This window comes from Pseudoalteromonas sp. '520P1 No. 423' (assembly GCF_001269985.1).
Taxonomy (GTDB): domain Bacteria; phylum Pseudomonadota; class Gammaproteobacteria; order Enterobacterales; family Alteromonadaceae; genus Pseudoalteromonas.
Genome location: NZ_BBZB01000001.1, coordinates 2,032,410 through 2,055,682, shown reverse-complemented (window position 1 = coordinate 2,055,682; position 23,273 = coordinate 2,032,410). Strand labels below are relative to the sequence as shown.

Annotated in this window: 14 protein-coding genes and 1 pseudogene; 7 read left to right on the top strand and 8 right to left on the bottom strand. The window is 35.3% G+C overall.

Annotated elements, in window-relative coordinates:
* Positions 1-38: 38 nt before the first annotated feature.
* Together metG and PSA_RS09370 are read left to right on the top strand one after the other, a co-directional pair.
* Positions 39-2,066: a methionine--tRNA ligase gene (gene metG, locus PSA_RS09375; protein ID WP_042144764.1), complete on the top strand. Its 2,028-nt coding sequence runs from the start codon at positions 39-41 to the stop codon at positions 2,064-2,066.
* Between the two features lie 321 nt (positions 2,067-2,387).
* Positions 2,388-4,064 carry a hypothetical protein gene (locus PSA_RS09370; RefSeq protein WP_042144762.1) on the top strand — a complete coding sequence of 559 codons (1,677 nt, stop codon included), beginning with the start codon at positions 2,388-2,390 and terminating at the stop codon, positions 4,062-4,064.
* Here the strand turns inward: PSA_RS09370 and PSA_RS09365 are convergent.
* The 6 genes from PSA_RS09365 to PSA_RS09340 all read right to left on the bottom strand — a co-directional run bounded on the left by PSA_RS09365 (position 4,061) and on the right by PSA_RS09340 (position 10,277).
* Positions 4,061-4,579 (bottom strand): sugar O-acetyltransferase, encoded by a 519-nt coding sequence (locus PSA_RS09365; RefSeq protein WP_042144761.1) that lies wholly within the window; start codon positions 4,577-4,579, stop codon positions 4,061-4,063. The two genes, PSA_RS09370 and PSA_RS09365, sit on opposite strands and share 4 nt — an antisense overlap.
* A 206-nt stretch (positions 4,580-4,785) precedes the next feature.
* The gene (locus PSA_RS09360; protein WP_042144759.1) at positions 4,786-5,061 is read right to left on the bottom strand and encodes an HU family DNA-binding protein; all 276 of its coding nucleotides are present in this window, start codon (positions 5,059-5,061) and stop codon (positions 4,786-4,788) included.
* Positions 5,062-5,213: 152 nt separating this feature from the next.
* On the bottom strand, positions 5,214-5,963 hold the full coding sequence (locus PSA_RS09355; RefSeq protein WP_042144757.1) for a sugar-binding protein: 750 nt from the start codon (positions 5,961-5,963) through the stop codon (positions 5,214-5,216).
* Positions 5,944-6,489 (bottom strand): gluconokinase, encoded by a 546-nt coding sequence (locus PSA_RS09350; RefSeq protein WP_052379945.1) that lies wholly within the window; start codon positions 6,487-6,489, stop codon positions 5,944-5,946. Before PSA_RS09350 ends, PSA_RS09355 begins: the two co-directional genes overlap by 20 nt.
* Positions 6,482-8,902 (bottom strand): GH36-type glycosyl hydrolase domain-containing protein, encoded by a 2,421-nt coding sequence (locus PSA_RS09345; protein ID WP_197276818.1) that lies wholly within the window; start codon positions 8,900-8,902, stop codon positions 6,482-6,484. Before PSA_RS09345 ends, PSA_RS09350 begins: the two co-directional genes overlap by 8 nt.
* Positions 8,889-10,277, bottom strand: coding sequence for an MFS transporter (locus tag PSA_RS09340; protein WP_042144755.1), 1,389 nt, complete (start codon positions 10,275-10,277; stop codon positions 8,889-8,891). Before PSA_RS09340 ends, PSA_RS09345 begins: the two co-directional genes overlap by 14 nt.
* Before the next feature lie 407 nt (positions 10,278-10,684).
* On the opposite strand from PSA_RS09340, the gene PSA_RS09335 reads away from it, so the two are divergent.
* The 4 genes from PSA_RS09335 (at position 10,685) to PSA_RS09320 (ending at position 19,131) form a co-directional block, all read left to right on the top strand.
* Entirely contained in the window at positions 10,685-13,675 is a 2,991-nt protein-coding gene (locus PSA_RS09335) for a TonB-dependent receptor (RefSeq protein ID WP_042144753.1), read from the top strand.
* Between the two features lie 87 nt (positions 13,676-13,762).
* Positions 13,763-15,325 carry a tryptophan halogenase family protein gene (locus PSA_RS09330; RefSeq protein ID WP_042144751.1) on the top strand — a complete coding sequence of 521 codons (1,563 nt, stop codon included), beginning with the start codon at positions 13,763-13,765 and terminating at the stop codon, positions 15,323-15,325.
* A 42-nt stretch (positions 15,326-15,367) separates the two neighbouring features.
* Positions 15,368-16,867: a tryptophan halogenase family protein gene (locus PSA_RS09325; RefSeq protein WP_042144749.1), complete on the top strand. Its 1,500-nt coding sequence runs from the start codon at positions 15,368-15,370 to the stop codon at positions 16,865-16,867.
* A gap of 158 nt (positions 16,868-17,025) precedes the next feature.
* A complete protein-coding gene (locus PSA_RS09320) occupies positions 17,026-19,131 on the top strand; it encodes an alpha-amylase family glycosyl hydrolase (RefSeq protein ID WP_042144746.1) in 2,106 nt (701 codons plus the stop codon).
* Between the two features lie 99 nt (positions 19,132-19,230).
* Here PSA_RS09320 and PSA_RS09315 read toward each other — a convergent pair.
* Positions 19,231-19,581: pseudogene (locus PSA_RS09315) on the bottom strand (nuclear transport factor 2 family protein); the annotation flags it as partial.
* Positions 19,582-20,193: 612 nt separating this feature from the next.
* Here PSA_RS09315 and PSA_RS09310 point away from each other — a divergent pair.
* Positions 20,194-20,607: a hypothetical protein gene (locus PSA_RS09310; protein WP_082305687.1), complete on the top strand. Its 414-nt coding sequence runs from the start codon at positions 20,194-20,196 to the stop codon at positions 20,605-20,607.
* 108 nt (positions 20,608-20,715) lie between these two features.
* On the opposite strand, the gene PSA_RS09305 is transcribed toward PSA_RS09310, so the two are convergent.
* Positions 20,716-23,247, bottom strand: coding sequence for a glycoside hydrolase family 3 C-terminal domain-containing protein (locus PSA_RS09305; protein ID WP_082305686.1), 2,532 nt, complete (start codon positions 23,245-23,247; stop codon positions 20,716-20,718).
* Positions 23,248-23,273 lie beyond the last annotated feature (26 nt).

Sequence of the window (23,273 nt, the reverse complement as noted above, 5' to 3'; positions counted from 1 at the left end):
GTCTCAAAGCAAATTAAATAACATACGGTAAAAAATTTATGGCACCTAGAAAAATCCTCATCACAAGCGCGTTACCTTACGCGAATGGCCCTACTCACCTAGGCCATATGTTAGAATATATTCAGACTGATATCTGGTCTCGCTTCCAAAAGTTGAGAGGCCATGAAACATATTATGTATGTGCTGATGATGCCCACGGCACGCCAATTATGCTAAACGCTCAAAAACAAGGCATAACACCTGAAGAAATGGTTGCTGCTGTTAGTTTTGAAAGACAAAGAGATTTTGCAGATTTTAATATCAAATTTGATAATTATCACAGTACACACTCAGAAGAAAATAAAGAACTAAGCTCATTAATTTATACACGACTAAATGATGCTGGCTTCATCAAAAAGCGTACTATCGAGCAATTATTTGATCCAGAAAAATCTATTTTCTTACCAGATCGTTTTGTAACTGGTACTTGTCCAAGTTGTGATTCAATAGATCAAAACGGTGATAGCTGCGATTCATGTGGCGCAACTTATAGCCCAACCGAACTAAAAGACCCAAAATCAGTTATGTCTGGTGCTACGCCAGTACTAAAAGATTCAGAGCATTTCTTCTTTGACTTACCGGCATTTGAAGGCATGTTAAAAGAATGGCTACATTCAGGCTCTATCCAAGAAGAAATGGCAAACAAGCTGCAAGAATGGTTTACTGATGGCCTACAACAATGGGATATTAGCCGTGATGCACCTTATTTTGGTTTTGAGATCCCAGGTGAGCCAGGTAAATACTTTTACGTTTGGCTAGATGCACCAATCGGTTACATGGCAAGCTTTAAAAATTTATGTAATAAAACAGACCTTAATTTTGAAGAGTTTTGGGGCGAAGATTCAAAAGCTGAGCTATATCACTTCATTGGTAAAGATATTATCTATTTCCATAGCTTGTTTTGGCCTGCAATGCTTGATGGTGCTAAATTCCGTAAACCAACTAATGTATTTGCTCACGGTTTTGTAACAGTGAATGGCGCTAAGATGTCTAAATCTAAAGGCACATTTATCAAAGCCCGAACTTATTTAGATCATTTAAACCCTGAATACCTACGTTATTATTTTGCTGCAAAATTAAATTCTGGCATTACAGATTTTGACCTTAATTTAGAAGATTTTGCACAGCGTGTAAATTCAGACCTTGTTGGTAAAGTTGTCAATATCGCAAGTCGCTGTGCTGGCTTTATCACTAAGAAGTTTGATGGCAAGTTAAGTGATACCATTTTAGACCAAGCTTTATTGACTGAATTCCAAGACGCTTCTGAGTCAATCGCAAATAGCTACGAATCTCGTGAATTTGGCCGTGCCATTCGTGAAATCATGTCACTTGCTGACAAAGCAAATCAATTTATTGATACTAATGCACCTTGGGTATTAATTAAGAACGAAGAGACTCAAGAGCAAGCTCACCAAGTATGTTCTTTAGGTATTAACTTATTCCGTTTATTAATGGTTTACTTAAAACCTGTATTACCGCAAATGGCTCAAAACGTAGAAGCATTCTTAAATGAAGATTTAACTTGGGAAAGTGCTAAAACACAACTAACAGGTCATGAAATCACTAAGTTCAAAGCGCTGATGCAACGTGTTGAAATGGACAAAGTAAATACTATGTTAGAAGAGTCTAAAGAAAGCTTAGAAGCAAAACCACACACAGTACTAGAATCAAATGGCGAACTTGAAAAAGATCCTATTGCTGATGAAATTGAGTTTGATGATTTTGCAAAAATTGATTTACGTGTTGCTTTAATCGCTAAAGCAGAACATGTGACAGGAGCTGATAAGCTACTTAAATTAACACTTGATTTAGGCGGTGAAACACGCCAAGTTTTTGCTGGTATTAAATCAGCTTATCAACCTGAAGATATCGAAGGCAAACTTACGGTAATGGTTGCAAACCTTAAACCACGTAAAATGCGCTTTGGTATGTCAGAAGGTATGGTATTAGCGGCTGGACCTGGTGGCAAAGAAATACATATCCTTAATCCTGATGAAGGCTCTAAACCTGGTATGCGTATCATGTAATTGCTTATAATTTTATTTAAGCTTTTAAAGCACAGTTATAATCATTTGTAACTGTGCTTAATACCTTCGTATTAATACCATTTTATGATTTTACCCTCCTACCTTAAATAAGTTTCATTTTTATTAAATTTACTCTGTAAAATAAATTTAAATCAGATAGTATGACCATATAAAACTGTGACAAGCTTTCTTATCATAAGAATTAAAAATCACCGTAATTAATTCATGATTTTAGGTGTCCCAAACGATATTAGACCTTATACTCTATTTGGGTATACAATAAAGCTTGATTCAAAAGTATAATAAAAATATAGGACCTTCATGTCAGCTCATTACGCACAAATAAAAGAAATATGTGATGCTCTTTATGATACTAAAGAAGGTTTATCTTTAGATCGTATTTTTGAACAAACGCAATTACCAAAGTCTGAAGTCATAATTCACTATAAAACGTGGAGAAGTGAAGCTGCAAATGACTCTGCTCAAGTCAACCTTGATCCCAATGTTAATAAACAAACTTTTAGCAATGAATTTTTAGATGCATTAAAAGCTGAAGTATCAAATCAAGCTGAAGTTTTAAATACAGCAACAAAACAACAATTAGAGTTTTCTCTAGAAATTGAGAGAAATACGGCTTCTAGTCTACAAGAATCAGAAAATCGCGTTACTCAACTCACTAAACAAATATCTGAATTAGAAGCATCTATTACACAGCAAGAATCACAATATCAAGACACGATAGCTGATTTACAACAAACATTAGAAACAACTACAATTGAGCTGACAAATAATTACGAAAGTAAGATCACACAGTTAGATGAATCTAATAAAAGCAATATCAATGAACTGACTCAAAGTTTCGAAGCTAAGTTAAACACATTGACCCAAGAAAATGAATCCATCGCCTTAGCCTCTAAAGGCTTAGAAAACACAATAAATGAAATCAAAACGAGTTCACAGCAACAACTAAATGACAAAGAGCAAAGTTACGCGCTTGAATTAAAGAATGTAAAAACTCGCTTTGAAAATGAAATTGCTTCAAATCAACAAATACATGAACAACATACATCTGAATTAGAAGAAAGCTTTAGCAATCAAATTTCAGATCTGATATCAAAACATGAAGTGGTCTCAACATCTACAACTGAGCGTTATGAATCTAAGCTATTAGAGCTTAGCCAAACTTTTGAAACGCAAGCAAATAAATTAAGCGAACAACATAATCAATCAACACAGCAACTTACCCTTGATTATGAAGCAAAAATAACAGAACTAACACAAAATAAAGAATCACATATTGCACAAGCGAAAGAATCATATGCGGCTGAAATTTCTCAATTAAATATCCAAGCTTCCACTATGACTGAGGAACTAAATAAAACCAGCCAAACGTTAAGCGAAACACAAGTTGAGTTCGAAAATTTACAGTCTCAATTAACTGAATCTCAAAGTGATTTAAAATTAAAAACTGTCACTTTAGATGATGCACTCGAAGCCAAAACTCTTTTACAAACAACGCTCAAACAAACTGAAGCAAGAATTCACGATTTAAAAGAGCAAAATACAACAGCAAATGAGCATAACCAAAGTTTAAATGACACTTTAAAGGCCCAAAAAGAAACAGTAGAAAAAGCACAGCACCTTTCTGAGGCTGCTAAAACTGCTTTACAAAATATGAAGCAAGAAAATCAAAAATTAATAGAGCAAATGAGTTTCATTAGAAATAACTCGACATCTACTTTAGAAAGATTAACAAACAAGTCTGAGCAAGCGATTAGCAAAATTAAAACATTAGAAGAAAAGTTGACTAATGAACAAACAGCGAGCTATCACGCAAAATCAGAAAATGAGAGATTGATGGAGCAACTTGAATTTATCAAACAAAACTCAAGTACCACATTTGAAAGGCTTACTAAAAGTGCTGAGCAAGCTATGGCAAAGGTCAGAGTTTTAGAGAAAGAAAACTCCGACTTAAAAGAAAATTTAGCTGACTGCTAAAGTGACTTTATTTTAGTTGCAGGGTTACCCAGATAAAGGCTATCTGGGTCAACATTTTTACTAACAACACTGCCTGCACCTATTACGCTATTATCGCCAACGGTCACACCTGGTAAAATAATAACGCCTGCTGCTATCCAGACATTTTTTCCTATTGTAATATTTTGTGCATAGTTATATTTTTTTAATCGCGCTTGCGGATCAACATCATGAGATACCGTAAGCAACTGTACATTTGGCCCTATGAGTGAATCCTCACCTATACGAACCTCTCCACCATCTAATACGGTACAGTTAATATTAATATAAACCCGATCAGCTAAAAATATTTGATCTGCATAATCACAATGAAAACCTGATTCAATAAATACCTCGTCTCCACAACTGGCAAATATTGTTTTTAAACGTTTTAAATTTCCTTTACTAGGACTTTTACTAAATAATCGGCAAATTTCGTGAACTTGCTTTCTTTTTTGAAGACGCTCAGGAGATAAGCTATCAAAACGCATTTTCATTTATATATTCTCTGATCAAAGGGCCGTAATTTAATCATGGATCAATCCAAGCGTAAAATATTTTATCTTACTTTTTCCAAAGGTAACGAAAACATAACTCGCGTCATTACATTTTCTTCAGAATAAACCGTCACTATACAACTTAGAAAAACAAAAAAGCGAAGTTAAACTTCGCTTTTTTAATACAGTGTAAAAACTATTAAAATTTAACCGTTACATAACTCTTTTAATGCTTTACTCGGTTTAAAAACTGGCACATGCGAACCTGGAATTGTCATTGACTCCCCAGTTTGAGGATTACGACCCTGGCGCTCTGGACGATAATTAATTGAAAAATTACCAAAACCTGTCAATTGTACTATTTCACTTTCATATAGTTGCTTAGTGATAGTGGCAACAAAAGCATCATAAAACTGTTTTGCTTGTACTTTAGTGATATCTGCATCTTTAGCAATTTTTGCTATTAGTTGTGTTTTGTTCATTTATCTTATTTAAACTAAAAATTTTGCAGAATAATAACAGGTTTACTTTAATTGAAATGTTGTTTTTTTGTAGTATTTTAAAAGTGTATAAATCTTAAACTACTCACATAATTTTAAGTGCTCACTAAACATGCAGTAAGCACTTATCCAAGCTATTTAACTAGTATGAGTGAATCAAATACATCAGCAGTAATATAACCTAAGTTTTTATCACCATTTTTAGGTTTTATTTTAGTCGAACCCATAAAGTGTTCACGTTCTTTGCTGCCATCATTATCACAATAAGCCAACATAAAACCTAACTCTTTACCTAACTCAAGTTCAACTGGCTTTATGGCTGTGTTGTCACTGTATTTATCATTGTAAATATCAATTGCTAACTCCCAAGTCATTTTATGAGGTGCTACTTTGCCCCTTTGCCACTTACTTTTTATATGATCATTGAGTAATACAAAGTTTGTAGTGCCATCACGATGATTCTTTCCTATATCGACAACTTGGTTATCCAGAGCAATATGGTAGGCAAACGCATTGTAATTAAACTGATGATTTCCGCCTGATTTATCTTCATCTATAAATACTTCTAAACAATCATCATCCCAATAAAAGTGTTTAGGATCGCTATGTTGATCAAATAAAATATCATCTGTTATTTCAGCTAATAAAAATAATTTTTTATCATTCCACATCAGTTTAAATCGACCACTAAAATCATCTTTTGTGGGCAATTTTCCCAGTATATGTTGATTTAATGGATACCACTTAGCTTTATCCCAACTCGATTCATCAGCGATACCATTGATAGTTATCAGCTCTTTGGTATTTATTGCTTCTAATGCGATGGCCTGAAATGACACTATAAAACATATAAAAGTGTATTTTTTAAAAATTTGATACAGCATATTCTCCCTCCAATAACTTGACCTGAATTGTCTCTACAGTCTTTGCGATCGATAAATTAGCATCGATTAAAGTGACATCCGATTCATTAATTGTTGATTCTAATGCTGCATATTGACTTGCTAATAATTTACTACAAAAAAAATGGTTTTTGCGTTTATCTAATCTATGGTGAATATCTTTAAAAGGCGCGTATAAATGGAAGTAACAAATATCAAAATTCAGCATCCTAAACATATTACGGTGGTGTTTTTTTAATCCTGAGAATGCCAAAACGACACCATGATCATTTGAATGACTATCTGCTAAATATTTTTTTATTTTATTAATCCAAGGTACTCTCATGGCATCTGTTAAAGGCACCCCCTCAGACATAAGTGATTTAGCTTCACTTAAGTGAAAGTCGTCAGCATCTATAAATGACATACACAGATTCTGTGCGATTTCTTGCGCTATTGTTGATTTTCCACAACCACTGACACCCATCACTATGATTAGTTTTGGATGTATTCCCATTAACTTAGTCATCACTAGCATCCTTTTTATTCTGATTCTCATTAACAAGGTAAGGCGTTATGACTATTAATTTATGCTGTTTACCCTCAGCAATATTTGTAATTTTATTAGTCGCTAGCTCAATGCTATCTAAAACTAACTTAGTTTCTAGCACTGTATGCGATTGTATTATTTCAACATTAAACACAGCTCCCTGAAAATGACGTATCACCTTAATATTAGGCCAATGCTTAGGTAATTGAGGTTGTACAACTAAATCTCCTTTATCACCTTTTAATCCGCATAATCCTTCAATTAAACAGCGATAAAACCAAGCAACTGTGCCTGTATTAAATAATTGACTAGAGCGACCTGCCATTTGTGGAAGTTGATAATATGCACCACGGTAATAATTAGGAATAAAAATAGGCAACTGCCCGCGTTTAGTTTCATCAGTTTCACTTGGCAGCATTTTCATCAATACATCAAATGCTAAATCAGCTTGACCTTGTGAATACAAACTAAACGCATAAAAAATAGCGGCATGATTATATACCGAACCATTTTCTGCAACGCCAGGTGACTTTTGGGTAATGCGTCCAACATCATTACGCATTTTTGTATAACTAGGCGCTAACATCATGACACCATATGGCGTCATCAGCTGTTTATTAACTTGAGTTATTATCTTATTTATTTGTTCATCATCTGCGGTACCGCTTAGCATAGCCCAACTTTGAGGATTAATAAAAATACGCCCTTCTACGTCTGAATTAATACCAAAAGTTACGTTATCGTCGGTTATGCCTCTGGCAAACCACTGCCCATCCCAAAAATACTGATTAGTTGCGTTATTGATAGCTTTAGCTGCATATCTAAACTCATTTACCTGGCTTTGATTAACCTCTTTGAGATCTTCACAAATATCACACCAAGTATTTAATGCATAAGCAGTTGCCATAGATAACCAAGCCGATACGCCTTTACCTTTAAAGCCCACCATATTCATGGGATCGCACCAATCTCCTTGTGCTATAAAACTCAAACCCCGTTCATCTGTTTGATTTAATAAATACTGCATAGCCAAATCTATATGCACCTTAACTGTAAGTAACTCTTCACTATTAGCAAATCCAACTAGTTCATTCAATAAGTTATAATCATTTGTTTCATCTAAATAAGCTAATAAACAAATAGGTAGCCAAACACTATGATCAGCATGGGGGATTTGGTTGATATATTTAAGCTTGGCATCTGGATGCAGTAAAATACCATCTGGCATTTCGCCATTAATTGTTTGTTGTGATAAAGCAGTAATAAATGCCTTTCTCGTATAACTTGGGTCTATGTAACACATGCCCATTGCGTCTTGCAGGTAATTACGTGTTTGAGGATCTGTGCTTAATCTATTTACATCACCATGATAGAACATTTGCCTAGGCAGCCAATGGTTTATAAATTCATTAAAAGAACTATCTGGCGTTTCAATATCAATACAGCCTTTTGCTTGATTAATATAATCTAAATATAATTTTTTCTGTGTGTCAAATGAAGATGGTTGCTCAAAAACCTTGTGTTTTATTGCTGCGATTTCATCTTCATGTTCAGCTGGTCCAAATATAAATTTAAATGACTTTTCTCCCTGAGCATTTAACTCTATTGAATACTGTAAAGCTGCTAAGGGTGTTTCATATACTGCGTTTGAATTATCTAAGTTTACTTGTTGAATCGCATCTGGATTATGTAAGCCACCCTCACCTTCAAAGCTATTTTGATTAGCACACCAAGCTGTTGGTTTAATATCTGCAATTAAATAGGTTTTGTCTTTGAAATTTTGTTGTTTGAAATGATCTTCAACTTTTTGATATGGCGTAATACTTGATGCAATAATGCCATTGAGTTTTTCATTAAATACTGCTGATTGATTCATCCACGACATATAACCAATAGAAAAATAAGGATATATGCTAATATTTCTTTTTATATCTGTTAGGTTTTTAACTCTCAGTTGCCAAAGCTCTACGACATCATTTTTAGTTAAGCTCAACACCAAAGTAATTTCTAAACCATTTTGCTTAATTGTCCATAATACTTCACTGGCGGTTACAATGAAGCTGAATTGTTCTAACTTGCTTCTAACCGGTTCATAAGGCACAGAAAATAATTCATTGCTTGATTCATCTTTTATATAAAAAAATCTACCCGGATGATGTGTATAATAATGATGCTCGGGTTGCATAAATGTTTTGGCTTCATTATTTGGCCCATTTGAATATTTAGCAGGCTCAGGCTGCATAAACTGTGAAACAGCATAACCTCTGCAGTTCATCTGAATCATCATTTTACTATTCCACAAGAAACCGCCTGCATTAGGCATACTAAGTGGGGAGTCTAATTGCACTTTATATTGCGGTGACATTTTTAACTTTTGTTCAACAAACGACATCTTCACTCCTTAATTTAGTATTTAATGCATTTTGTACTGCTAACATTTGTTCATTTTTAAGTGGATATAAACGAATAATAAAAACTGCAATCAATGCAAAAACACCAGGGATCAAAGTCATTAATAAAACAATGCCCTGCATGGAATCTCCTGATTGTATTTGATTTGCCTCATAACCCATTGAGGCTAATAACCAGCCCATCAAACCTCCAGCGAGTGCGCCTCCTAGTTTTTGTGCAAATGCTGCGGCAGAAAAAATCATCGCTGTTGCACGACGACCTGTTTGCCATTGTGAATAATCAGCGGTATCTGCATACATAGAAAATACCAAAGGAGATTTTGGGCCTAATGCCAAACCAATTAATATCTGCAAGCTAAACATTAAAAATAAGTTATCTTTGGGCACAAAATAAAAAAAAATAGATAACAAACCAACAATCAGCATCAAATATTGTAACAACCTAGTTTTATCAAAATATCTTGTTAACAATGGTGTTGCGGCAGCCCCAAAAGCAAGAGACAACATATAAGCCATAGCGAAACTACCAATTAAATCTTCTCGCCCGGCATAATACTTAAAATAAAAAGTCCCCGCACTGCCACGTAATGTAATGGTTAGCATAATGATTAATGCCAGTGAAAATAAAACTAGCCAAGGCTTATTATTCAACAAGTCTTTAATATCTTGGACAATAGGTGTTTTTTGATCTTTAGGTGGGGAAATACGTTCTTTCGTTGTGAAAAATGTAATACTAAATAAAATAGCCGATATGAAACCATATAAACCCATAGTGCATTGCCAGCCAATAACCTCATTACCAGCACCAAATACTTCACTAAAATAACTAACCAATTCAGGCGTTAAATACGCCACTAAAGTACCGCCAGAAAAAGCACCAATAAACCTAAAACTGGTTAATGTGGTTCGCTCTTGCGTATTTGCTGTTACAACCCCTAATAAAGCACCATATGGCACATTTATAAATGTATAAGCCAACATCATAAAGATATAAGTACCATATGCCCAAAGTAGTTTCCCTGATTCATCAAAGTCAGGCACAGTAAAGGTCAATATACCCGCAGCACATATTGGTAAAATACCCCATAATAAATACGGTCTAAACTTGCCATATCGTGTATCTGTTCTATCAGCCATCGCACCCATTAATGGATCTGTAAAAGCATCAATTAATCGGGTCACTAGCATCATAGTGCCGACAGCTGCAGCAGATAAACCAAATATATCGGTGTAAAATATAAATAAAAACACATCAAAGATGCGCCAATAAAAATTTGATGCAACATCGCCAGCGGCGTATCCCATTTTCTCTTTTATCGACAGTGGTGTTTGCATGAGCGTTTTATTTTTAATCATTCTATTCATCCCTACCAAACTAAAAAAGGAAGTATTTACCATCGCAACCAAAAATGAAAGCGCTTACACAAAATAAAGTGGATTTTTTTATACTGACTCCATAAATATTAAATTATCAGAGCCTATTTCAGAACGATTTAACGGAAAATCAATAAAAGAACAAAAAATATACTCAAATATAAATCAAGAAATTAACAATCAAATACAACCATTTAAGATAAAAAAAGAGAAACACAAAGAAGCAAAATGTAACTAAATCGTAAATTTTTAATTGACGTAAGTAACAATTTAAATTAACTTTATGTAAGCGCTTACAAGTTACGTGCAGATTTAAACAACTACAAATGAAAGCGCTTACAATTAATTTTGCAATATGACCTATAATAAAATTAAATCAGGGGATTTATATGAAGCATCAAATTTTTAGTAAAACCAAGTTGGCAACCAGCTTATCACTTATTTTAAGCGCCGTATCGTTCACTCCGGCATATGCAGCAGACGAAAAATCAGTTGAAGATATTGAAGTCATCGCAGTAACGGGTATGCGCTCAAGTATTAAAGAGTCAACTAGACTTAAAAGAGATTCTGCGGGGGTTGTTGATGCGATTTCAGCTGAAGATATTGGTAAATTCCCTGATACTAACTTAGCTGAATCATTACAACGTATTACAGGTGTATCTATTAACCGTTCAAATGGTGAAGGTTCACAAGTCACAGTACGTGGTTTTGGTCCTAACTTTAATATGGTGACTTTAAATGGCCGCGCCATGCCAGCAGCTTCGTTACCTGGTGGTGGTGGTTCACCAAACTCTCGTGCTTTTGATTTTGCTAATCTTGCTTCAGATAGTATTAAATCTGTTGAAGTATATAAAACAGGCAAAGCAAATATCGCAACAGGTGGTATTGGTGCAACAATCAATATAAATACATCTAAACCACTTGATAACCCAGGTTTACAAGCCAGTTTTGGCGCTAAAGCACAATATGATACAACCAATCGTGTAGGCGATGATGTTACCCCTGAAGTGTCTGGTTTATTAAGCTGGACTGACGAAGAGGAAGTATTTGGCGTATCAGTTACAGCAAGCATGCAAAAACGTAGCAGTGGTACCGTAGGTGCGTACACTAACCAATGGCGTACATCTGAATTTGATGGCTCAATTGCACAACAACCCACAGAACCAGAATCTGGCGCTCCTGTTATCATAAATAATAGTCCTGCAATTGGCCAAATGTATTCTATGCCTTCAGATTTGCGTTATACAATTGCAGATAGAGAACGTACACGTACTAATGCCCAGTTTACTTTTCAATTTCGCCCAGCAGATTCTATAACAACAACGCTTGATTACACCTATTCAAAGCAAGATTTAAACGAGCAAAGGGCTGAGCAGTCTATCTGGATGGATACGTATAAAAGTTCACTCACTTTTGACGATAACACAGTTAAAACGCCTGTTTTGTATAATGAAGAGCGTCGTGAACAATTACCACGTGATTTAGGTTTAGCGGTTCAAGAACTCAATCAAGTTAATGAAAACAAATCAATTGGTTTTAACTTAGAGTATGAAGCATCTGATTATTTAACGATTGTATTTGATGCTCACGACTCATCTTCTGAAGCCGCTCCTGATGCAGGTTATGGCAGCTGGGTAAACTTTGGTATGGGCGCAAATATAGCCAAAGGTCAAGGCGTTGATTACACAACAAAACTACCGACTATGTATGTTGATTTTGATGATTGTGCGCGTACTAATCTAAATTGTAACAATACTTTAGATGCATCAGATGTCGGTAGTTCAATTTTAGATATGAACTATGCATCACAAAGAACTGATATCACGCAAGTACGTTTAGAAGCACAATATGACTTTGAAGATAGCAGCATTAATTTTGGTATTGAATCTCGTTCTATGGAAAGTCATTCATTACAATCATTAACGCGACATACTATGGGTAACTGGGGTGTTGAAAATCCTGGTGAGATCCCTGATGGTTACCTGACACCTGTTGATATGTTAGCTGAATTTGATGATTTTGATACCAAGGGCGGATTTAGCCAAGGCTTTACTGGTAGTGCATCTCAATTAGGTAAATGGGCAGCTGGCGAATATGGCTTTGATTTTGCTGCTGATGGCGCATATGCTACAAACCGTACGATAAAAGAAGATATCACGGCTGCTTTTGCACAATATAGTTATTCAGGTGATTTTAATGGTCACGCTTACAATATTATTGCAGGTTTACGCTATGAAAGCACCGACAGCACTTCTACAGCTAATATTGACTTACCTAACGCAGTTGCATGGGAAGGTAATAATGACTTTAATGTAAGATTTGGATCATCTAAAGAGAATTTCTCACTTGATAATAGCTATGATCACTTCCTACCAAATCTAGATTTTGATATTGAAGTTGTTGATGATGTTAAAGCTCGTTTTTCTTATAGTAAAACAATTGCTCGTCCAACTTATAACGATTTAAGTTCTGCAGCAACAGTGAGCGGTCCAGGTGCACCAACGCTTATTCCAGGAGCATCTCCTGCAACAGCAAGTACAGGTAACCCAAGCTTAATCCCACTTGAATCAGATAATATCGACCTGTCTTTAGAATGGTATTTTGATGATACAAGTTATGTATCTGCAGGTTACTACCAAAAGAATGTTGAAAACTTTATTGGTATTGAGCCGGTTACGCAAAACTTTTACGGATTAAGAGATGCGACTTCTGGTCCTCGCGCACAAGCGGCTATCGCTGAACTTGAATCTATGGGTTTACCTATCACTGATTCAAACTTATTCCAAATGGTAGCAGCTACTGAAAATGGTGTTGCATTTGACTCTATGAGTTATGAAGAATTTGAAGCAGCATACGATGTACTTCCAAACAGTGATGATCCATTAATGGATTTTGTTGGCCAAACACCTGTCAACAACAAAGAAGCTAAAATTGATGGTTTTGAATTAGCTGTTCAGCACTTCTTTGGTGAAACAGGTTTTGGCTTCCAAGCTAACTATACTACTGTTAATGGTGATATAGGTTTTGACGTCAATGCACCAACAAGTGTGACACAATTTGCATTAGTAGGCTTAAGCGATACTGCAAACTTAGTGTTAATGTATGAAAACGATGAATTCCAAGCGCGTATTGCTTACAACTGGCGAGATGACTTTTTAGCAAATGGTGCCCGTTACCAAAACGAACCTGAATTTATCGAGTCATATTCACAAATTGACTTTAACGTCTCTTATAACGTGAATGAAAAGCTATCAGTATTCTTTGAAGGTATTAATATTACAGAAGAAAACAGCAGAAGCCATGGCAGAACAACAGCCCAAATGTGGAACCTAGAACAATTAGGTGCACGTTATGCGCTAGGTGCTCGCTACTCATTTTAAGAATAAATAGCTAACAAACCCTAGCTAAGCCGCTGAATTAAACTCATTCAGCGGCTTTTTCGGTTAAATTTAATGAGAGTCAGTTATATGAATAAACCCATTAAAAATATTGTCATAGTTGGCGGTGGTTCCGCAGGTTGGATCACTGCAGGTTTACTTGCAGCTGAACATCATTTAAAAAGAGATAATGCCATTAATATCACTTTAATTGAATCTCCCGAAATAAAGTCCATAGGCGTAGGTGAAGGTACTTGGCCATCTATGCGCAATACATTAGACAAAATAGGCATTAAAGAGTCTGATTTTATAACGCAATGTAATGCATCTTTTAAACAAGGTTCTAAATTTGTGAACTGGCAAGGCACAAAGAAGTATGATGTGTATTACCACCCATTTATGACTCCAGAGGGTTACACTCAAGTTAATTTACAGCATGCATGGCAACAATTGGGTACAGATAAGCCTTTTGCAGATACTATCAATATGCAAAGCCATATTTGTCACCAAGGGTTAGCGCCAAAACAAGCTTCTACGCCAGAGTATGCTGGAGTGACTAATTATGGTTATCATCTAGATGCAGCTAAGTTTTCACACATGCTGCAAGCACATTGTATTAAGGTATTAGGTGTAAAACATGTTGTTGCTCATATTAATCAAATTAATAATGATGAAAATGAATACATAGCCAATATAGAAACTGCAACACAGGGAAAGATATCTGGAGATTTATTTATTGATTGTAGTGGGTTAAATGCCTTGCTGATTGATAAACACTATAAGATCCCTTTCATTGATAAAAAACATATCCTTTTTAATGATAGTGCTTTAGCAGTGCAAGTCCCCTACTTAAAGCTCGATGAAGATATTGCCTCTGCAACAGTTTCTACCGCACAAGCTGCAGGCTGGGTTTGGGATATCGGTTTATCAAATCGTAGAGGCATAGGTTATACCTATTCAAGCAAACATACATGCGATACTGAAGCAGAAAAAACACTTATAGCCTATTTGAGTGAAACAATAAGCAATGAACAAATCAAAAGCTTAAATATTCGTAAACTAGACTTTAAACCAGGTCACAGAGAAAAGTTTTGGCATAAAAACTGTGTTGCTATAGGTATGTCATCAGGGTTTTTAGAACCATTAGAGGCCTCTGCGCTTGCTTTAGTTGAATTATCAGCCAATATGATCAGTGAAGAGCTGCCAACAAACTTTGAACATATGAATATCGTAGCTAAACGCTTTAATGGAAGGTTTGAGTATCGTTGGCAACGGGTAATTGAGTTTTTAAAATTACATTATGTGATCAGTAAGCGAGCTGACTCACAATATTGGCTTGACAATAAAGCAACTGACAGTATTCCTGAGCGACTAAAAGAATTGTTGACTTTATGGCAATATCAGCCGCCAAGTATTAATGATTTTGTGCAAAACCAAGAAGTATTTCCATCTGCCAGTTATCAATATGTGCTGTATGGTATGGGATTTAAAACGACTGAATACCCAACAAATAAAACATTTAATAATATTGAATTGGCACAGCATTATTTTAACCATAATCAAGAAACTAAATTAAAATACCTGAATGCCCTGCCCTCTAATCGAGAACTCATAAACCATATTAAAAATAATAAATTACAGAGTGTTGGTTAAAAAGGTTAATGTTTACAAAGCCCCTAAAAATTGAGGTGAAAATTGAATACATCTAAAATACAAAAAGTTGTTATTGCTGGTGGCGGAACCGCTGGCTGGATGAGCGCAGCAGCTTTAAGCAAGCTATTAGGTAAAAACCTAGATATTACATTAGTGGAATCTGATGAGATCAGCACAGTTGGTGTAGGTGAAGCGACCATTCCCCCTATTAGAACTTTTCATAAACTACTAGGTATTGATGAACAAGAGCTTATGAAAGCCACCCAAGCTACATTTAAATTAGGTATAGGCTTTGAAAACTGGGGACAAAAAGACGATAGCTATATTCACTCATTTGGTATGACTGGCAAAGAGTGTTGGGCTGGCGAATTTCATCATTTTTGGTTACATGGCAAACAAAAAGGCATTGCCTCCGATTTTGGTGATTACTGTTTAGAGCTTCAAGCCGCAAAAGCAGGGAAATTCGCGCTATCTCAACACACACCATTAAATTTTGCGTACCACCTTGATGCGACTTTATATGCTAAATATTTAAGAGATTTTTGCGAAAAATCAGAAACAAATCCCGCAGGTGTAAATAGGATTGAAGGTAAGATTTCTCAAGTAAATAAACATGCTTGTTCAGGTAATATTTCAGAGTTAATACTTGAATCAGGACAAGTAATTGAAGGTGATTTATTTATAGATTGCACAGGTTTTATCGGTTTATTAATCGAAAAAGCCCTGCATACGGGGTACGAAGATTGGTCACATTGGTTACCATGCGACAGCGCTGTGGCAGTACAAACAAAATCTGTCAGCCCAGCTATTCCATATACGCGTTCCATTGCCCATGATTCTGGTTGGCAATGGCGCATTCCTTTACAACATCGCGTAGGTAACGGATTAGTTTTTTGTAGCCGCTATATATCAGATAATTCAGCCATAGATACCTTGCTTAGTAATATTGAAGGAGAAACGATTAATGAGCCTAGAGTGATAAAGTTTAAAACTGGCAGGCGCAGAAAAGGCTGGAATAAAAACTGTATCGCATTAGGTCTTGCAAGTGGTTTTATTGAGCCGTTAGAGTCAACCAGCATACATTTAATTATGACTGGCATTATCCGCTTAATGCGCTTATTTCCATTTAATGGCATTACGAAAACAGGCATAGATGAATATAACTCAAAACTAACCAGTGAGCTCAATAGTATTCGTGATTTCATAGTACTGCATTACAAAGTCACCGATAGAGAAGACTCTCAATTTTGGCAACATTGTAAAAACATGGAAATACCAGAATCATTGCAACATAAAATTGATTTATTCAAAGAAACTGGTCGAGTATTTTTAGATGATGGCGATATATTCAGAGTCGATTCTTGGACACAAGTCATGCTTGGTCAAGGCTTAATGCCCCAGCAATATCATCAAATAGCTCAAGTGATGGGCGATAACGAATTTAAGCAGTTTTTAGCATCATTAAAATCATCTGTCGATAATGCAGTAGCACAACTGCCTGATCACCAAGCGTTTATTGAGAAATATTGCCCTGCTAGCTAATACCAACTAAATTAACAGGTATGCAGCTTCTATGGCTGCATTGACCTTATTAAATCAAATTTCTTTATTGCATACGTTTGCATAGTACAGTCTTGTTTACTTAATTTGTTTATAGTGGTGTTAATTCACTGACATCTTAGGGTTAAAACGAGTCACTAATGAAACAATACATATATAAAAATAAAAAAATCCTCGCTTTAAGTTTATCAATTGCATTATTTGGTTGTACTGCTCAAGACACTTCTGAAAATAATTCCGCTACAGCTACTGTTCAAAAAAGTGAAACACAATACAATACAGATTATTTAACACGGGACGTACGTGACGACATATTTTATTTTGTAATGCCTGATAGATTTTATAATGGTGATACCCGTAACGATATGGGTGATATCACCAAGCCAGAGTCTTACGGTGGCTTTAATCCAGAACGTAAAGGGTTCTTTCATGGTGGAGATATAAAAGGCTTAGAAGATAAACTCGATTACCTTGAAAACTTGGGCATTACAGCCATTTGGATGACTCCAATATTACGAAACCAAGCTGTACAAGGTGATATGGCAGGTTATCACGGCTACTGGGTGTTGGATTTTACAGAAATTGATCCGCATTTAGGTAGCAATCAAGATTTAAAACACCTTATTGATGCCGCCCACAAACGCGGAATGAAAGTATTTTTTGATATTATAACCAACCATACAGCTGACGTGATTAAATTTAAAGAATGTCATGGTGAAGATGGCAGTAAATGGTCATTAGATTCTGGCTTATGTGAATATAAAAGCCAACAGCAAGTTAAAAATGGCGATAAATATACAGTGATAGTGCCTGAGCATTCTAAATCTATCAAAGTGCCGCAATGGTTAAATGATCCTAAGTTTTATCACAACCAAGGAGATTCTACTTGGCAAGGTGAAAGTGCTGTCTATGGTGACTTTTCTGGCTTAGATGATGTTGATACCGATAACCCAGAAGTTGTATCTGGCATGATAGATATCTTCAAAAACATTGTTACTGAATTCAAACCAGATGGTTTTAGAGTAGACACAGTAAAACATGTCAACACCGAGTTTTGGGCTGACTTTTCTCCCGCGATTATTGACCATGCTAAATCATTAAAGATACCAAACTTCCACATATTTGGTGAGGTTTATAGTGGCGATGTTAAGATATTAAGCCACTATACAACAAAAGGAAAAATGCCTGCCATTTTAGATTTTGGTTTTCAGGGTGCTACTTACGACGTATTTATCAATGAAACCGGCACAGATAAGTTAAAAACCTTATTTGATAATGACGACCATTATAATGATGGTGATAGTCGTGCAGATATGAACCCGACATTTATTGGCAATCATGATATGGGCCGATTTGCACATTTTTTATCAAAATCTAAAACGCCTTTAGACGAGCAGGCACAACTTGAAAAAGTAAAGCTTGCCCATGCACTGATGTATTTTTCTCGTGGTATTCCCGTTGTGTATTATGGCGATGAGCAAGGGTTTGTAGGCAAAGGCGGTGATATGGATTCTCGCCAAGATATGATGCCATCAAAAGTGAAAACCTATACAGAAGATAATTTATTAGGCACTCAACTGACAGCAGCAAATTCAAACTTTGATGAATCTCACCCTTTGTTTAATGAATTATCACAATTAGCTAAAACATTTAAATCTCATAAAGCGTTAAGACAAGGTGTACATCATAACCGAGCTGTTACAACTGATGGCCCAGGTTTATATGCATTTTCACGTGTAGAATTAACCAATCCTGTAGAATATTTAGTGTTATTTAATACATCAGATGAAGCAATTAAAGCTGAGCTAGATTCAACAAGTGCAATATATTCAGATACAGCAACTAATGAAGTTATAAAAGTAAACTCTCAAAATAAACTTGCTATAAACTTAGCACCTTTGAGTTATCGCATTCTAAAAGCTAAATCAGCAATAAAACCTACTCAATTAGGCCTGCTAAGTTTATTAAACTACAAAAATGAAGATAAAATTCAAGGTGATATTAATTTAAGCTATCAACTTGATAAAGTTAAAAGCGCTATTGTTCCAGTATTAGAAATGACAACTGAAATAAGTCTTGATGGCAGTGAATTTTTTAAAGTCTCTTTTGATAATACCTTGCCACTAACCGCACAATTTAATGTAAATGATTATGCTAATGGCAGTACTTTAAAAGTAAAATCTGTCGTGACTAACTTTACAGGTGAAACGTCACAACTGATTTCAAAATTTACCATTAGTAAATAATCTAAATTGCGGATTGGTAATATAACAGACGCAACAAAAAGCCCACTTTAATAATTAAAGTGGGCTTTTTTATATCAGTTTATTTATAACTTCTAACTTTTACTTTTTATTTGCTACAAATGTTTTATTAATTATCTTCCAGTTATCTTCACGTTTATACATCACTAAATAATCAATATAATGGGTTTTAGGTGTTTCAAAATTAAGTTTTACCATCGCCATTTGATTATCAACAATATCAACTGATAGCACTTTTGCTTTCCACGTATCTTTGGTTGCTTTTTTAAAAAATCCGGCAAACTCTTCAAGTCCAACAGTTTTTATTGTTTCTTTGCCTGTTTCCTTATTTTTATTAAGCATTTTTACATGACCAAACTCTAAATCAAACGCTTTAGATAACATGGCTTGGTCGCCATTTGCTGCGCCATTAAAGTAGTTATAAGCTGTTGCAACAACTGCTTCCTACTCAGAGCCCGTCACAGGTTTCGCACTACTTGCCATAGAGGTGAAGAATATTAAGCCTAGTGTATACCCAAGCTACTTCAAGATGCGAGTTTCAGGACTGCTGAGCAATTCGTGATCTAGGCGCATCTTTGTATTAATGGTTTTTCCCTTAAAAGAAGATGGAACAACGAGCATGATTTGCTCAGTAGTCCCCGCAGGGTTGGTTTAGAAGCGCTTTATGCTGCGTTATTGATTTTGACAAGGGAATAACCATTCTCTGCAATCAATGCCTTGCCTAAAGCGCTTCTAAATCCAACTGAATCCTGCATCTTGAAGTGGCTTGGGTATATATAAAGATATTTTTTTAATTATTGATTGCATTTTACTCTTTTCCTGTAAGCGATATTTCAATAGTTGTTTTGAATTTATTACTTATTTGATATGAGAAAGTTTAAAAAGTAAACGCCTAAAAATGTAATAAAATATGTGCTCAATAATAAATATTTATCGGTTACAATTTTATTGCAAACTGTGCTCGCACTTTTTATGTTCTCTTCTAAACTGAAAGTAAGCGCCTGTTCACTCAGTACATCATCCTATAAAAATAAGAGAGCGTGTATGCCAAATCCAATGCAACAAAGTCACATTACAACTTACATGTTCAATTTTGGTTATATTAGAATTGTTTCTAATAATATTGCTGAAATAACAGTTAACGACAATATTGAAATAGATTTAGAAATGCTTGAAGAGTTTGATAACTTTTTAATGGCACAGTTTAAGGAGGATTTTGGTTTAGTAATTAATAAAATCAATAGTTATACGTTTTCATATGAAGCGCAATTATGCATCTTATCTTTATGTAAACTAAAAGCCATTGCCTTAGTTTATTACTGTGACAGCAAAAAAAAATTAGCCCCTCATGTAGAAGCCCGTCGTGAAAGCGATAAACTCAATGTTAAAGCATTTTCTGGATTTGAAATGGGTCATCAACAAGCACAGTTATGGCTTAATGAAGAGCTAAATAAATAACTTTAATTAGAAGTTCATAAGGCAGAAGTCATTTGTAATATCACTACAATAATTATATTTTTTGCCATCATTAAAAATAATAATGGCAATTCATTATTCTATTACTACTTATTGGACATAACTAAAACGCTCAATCAATCGAATATCATCAACTGAAGCACCTAACATGACTTCAAACTCGCCAGATTCAGCTAACCAATCATTAGTTTTGATATCCCAAAATGATAAATCTCGCTTAGTTAATTTAATATTCACTGTTTCAGATTCACCCGGCTGTAAAAAGACTTTATCAAAGCCTTTAAGTTCTTTGATAGGTCTCTCTACACTAGCTTGTCTATCGTTTAAATAAAGCTGAACAATTTCTGCACCGGCTACTTTACTTGTATTGGTCACTTTTGCTGTGACTGTTAAACTCGCATCTCCACTTAGATTTTTTGAAGAGAGCTTCAAATCACTATAGCTAAATGTACTGTAAGATAATCCATGACCAAAACTAAACGTCGGTTTTATATTTTGCTTTTCAAACCAACGATAGCCTATGAATACACCTTCTTTATAAAGTGATTCAACTTCATTGTAATCATCAAGTGCAATTGGCGCGGTATCCTCTAAGCGTTCAGGTAGCGTAATAGGCATTTTACCATTTGGATTAATATCTCCCATTAATATATCGGCAAAAGCATTGCCAGCCTCCATGCCGCCGTACCAACCCCAAACAATACTATTTGCTTGTTTAGCCCATGGCATTTCAACCGCTGAACCTGCAATCATAAATACCACAGTTTTTGGATTAGCTTGTATCAGTTTTGTTATGATTTCATCTTGGCTATTGGGTAATTTCATATCAGGGCGATCGATTGACTCTCTATCATCACCATGGCTTAAACCACCAAAATAAATAACTGCATCTGCATTTTTAGCAGCAGCTAAATACTCCGCTTCTTCACTAAATAAACTCCCTGGTGCATCCCAACCTAAAGTGAATGATTGAGAACCATCGTAATTAATTTCAAATGCATAACTTTCGTTATCATTTAAATTAACTGATTTATTAAATACTCTGCCATTTTGACTTATGTGCTCAACCACCAGTTTGCCATTTATTTTCAGCTTAAAATCACCTTTTGATACTATTTTAAGTTCATGTTCACCTGTTTTAAGCGATTTTATATTGGCTTTCATAGTGATATATGACTCAGTTGTACTATTAATTGCTTGATATTTAGAATCAACTATCCATGATTCACTTTTTAATTTTGTACGTGCTTTATCATCATAATATGAAATATTCCAAGCCGGCGTACCTGTCCAGTGACGACTTGCCACATAATCACTGGCAATCGGTGCTAAAACACTACTTCTGGCGCGCATTACTTGTATATTTACATCTTTTCCAAGTTTATTTTTGAGCCCTTGCAACGGTGTAATTTCATATAAAGATTTAACTTCAGAAGAGCCTCCGCCTGTACCATGTTTTTTGTCAGCATTAGGACCTAATACAAGAATGTTTTTAATTGTATTTTTATCTAAAGGTAAAATGGCTTGATTATTTACTTTTTTATTTTTTAATAGCACCACGCCATCAGCGGCAATTTTACGTGCATCTAATTGATGTTGTTTGATATTACGCTCACCTAGTTTACGATTTTTATCCATCATGCCTATGGTATGTTGTACACGTAAAATACGTCGTACTTTGTCATCAAGTACAGCTTCTGGCACTTTGCCTGATTTAATCATTTTTAATAAAGGATCAGCCAAAAAGTAATCACTATAATTGGCAACATCTGTGCCCATTTCTAAATCTAAGCCATTAATGGCTGCATCATAGGTATTAATATCAACATTCCAATCCGTTAATAAAACACCTTTAAAACCCCACTCTCCTTTTAAAATATCCATGACTAAATGTTTACTTTGATTAGCATTGGTACCGTAATATTCGTTATAAGCCCCCATAATGCCAAGTACATCAGCTTCTTTAACTGCGGCTTCAAATGCGGGTAAGTAGACTTCTCTTAATGTTCTTTCATCGGGTTTTGCATTAACACCGGTTCGATTAAGCTCTTGCGTATTTAAAGCGTAATGTTTAATCGTCGCTGCCACATCATGTTTCTGAATGGCTTTAATTTGTGGAACTGCTAACTTTGCCGCAAGGATAGGATCTTCGCCCATATACTCAAAATTACGGCCATATAAAGGTAAACGCGCTAAGTTAACACCTGGGCCTAAAATAAAATCTTTTGCGCGATGGCGTGCCTCACTGCCTAAAACGTTGCCATGTAATATCGCAATTTCGGGATCCCAGCTTGCAGCCACAGATGTTAAATGCGGTAAATAAGTAGCGTGATCATCAGTCCAACCTGCCGAATCCCATGTATGACGCTCAATTTGATGGCGCACACCATGTGGACCATCTGATAACCACATTTCTGGAATACCAACACGTTCTATGGCATTTATATGAAACTTACCGCTGGCATGCACTAAAGACACTTTCTCTTTTAAGGTTAACTTTAAGAGCAAAGCTTCAACATCAGCTTCTATATTGTCTCTTTTTTGATGCACTTCTTGCCCAGCAATTGCAGATAAGCTGATCGCAGCTGCAATAAATAATGATAGTTTTGTTTTCTTATTCATTCTTTTATATCTCTTATGTAATACAG

Bases quoted from the DNA above. Each gene is read 5' to 3' on its own strand.
- PSA_RS09305 (WP_082305686.1), bottom strand. From the start codon at position 23,247: ATGAATAAGAAAACAAAACTATCATTATTTATTGCAGCTGCGATCAGC.
- PSA_RS09310 (WP_082305687.1), top strand. From the start codon at position 20,194: ATGCCAAATCCAATGCAACAAAGTCACATTACAACTTACATGTTCAAT.
- PSA_RS09345 (WP_197276818.1), bottom strand. From the start codon at position 8,902: ATGTCGTTTGTTGAACAAAAGTTAAAAATGTCACCGCAATATAAAGTG.
- PSA_RS09370 (WP_042144762.1), top strand. From the start codon at position 2,388: ATGTCAGCTCATTACGCACAAATAAAAGAAATATGTGATGCTCTTTAT.
- PSA_RS09320 (WP_042144746.1), top strand. From the start codon at position 17,026: ATGAAACAATACATATATAAAAATAAAAAAATCCTCGCTTTAAGTTTA.
- PSA_RS09365 (WP_042144761.1), bottom strand. From the start codon at position 4,579: ATGAAAATGCGTTTTGATAGCTTATCTCCTGAGCGTCTTCAAAAAAGA.
- PSA_RS09355 (WP_042144757.1), bottom strand. From the start codon at position 5,963: ATGCTGTATCAAATTTTTAAAAAATACACTTTTATATGTTTTATAGTG.
- PSA_RS09350 (WP_052379945.1), bottom strand. From the start codon at position 6,489: ATGACTAAGTTAATGGGAATACATCCAAAACTAATCATAGTGATGGGT.
- metG (WP_042144764.1), top strand. From the start codon at position 39: ATGGCACCTAGAAAAATCCTCATCACAAGCGCGTTACCTTACGCGAAT.
- PSA_RS09330 (WP_042144751.1), top strand. From the start codon at position 13,763: ATGAATAAACCCATTAAAAATATTGTCATAGTTGGCGGTGGTTCCGCA.
- PSA_RS09340 (WP_042144755.1), bottom strand. From the start codon at position 10,277: ATGATTAAAAATAAAACGCTCATGCAAACACCACTGTCGATAAAAGAG.
- PSA_RS09360 (WP_042144759.1), bottom strand. From the start codon at position 5,061: ATGAACAAAACACAACTAATAGCAAAAATTGCTAAAGATGCAGATATC.
- PSA_RS09335 (WP_042144753.1), top strand. From the start codon at position 10,685: ATGAAGCATCAAATTTTTAGTAAAACCAAGTTGGCAACCAGCTTATCA.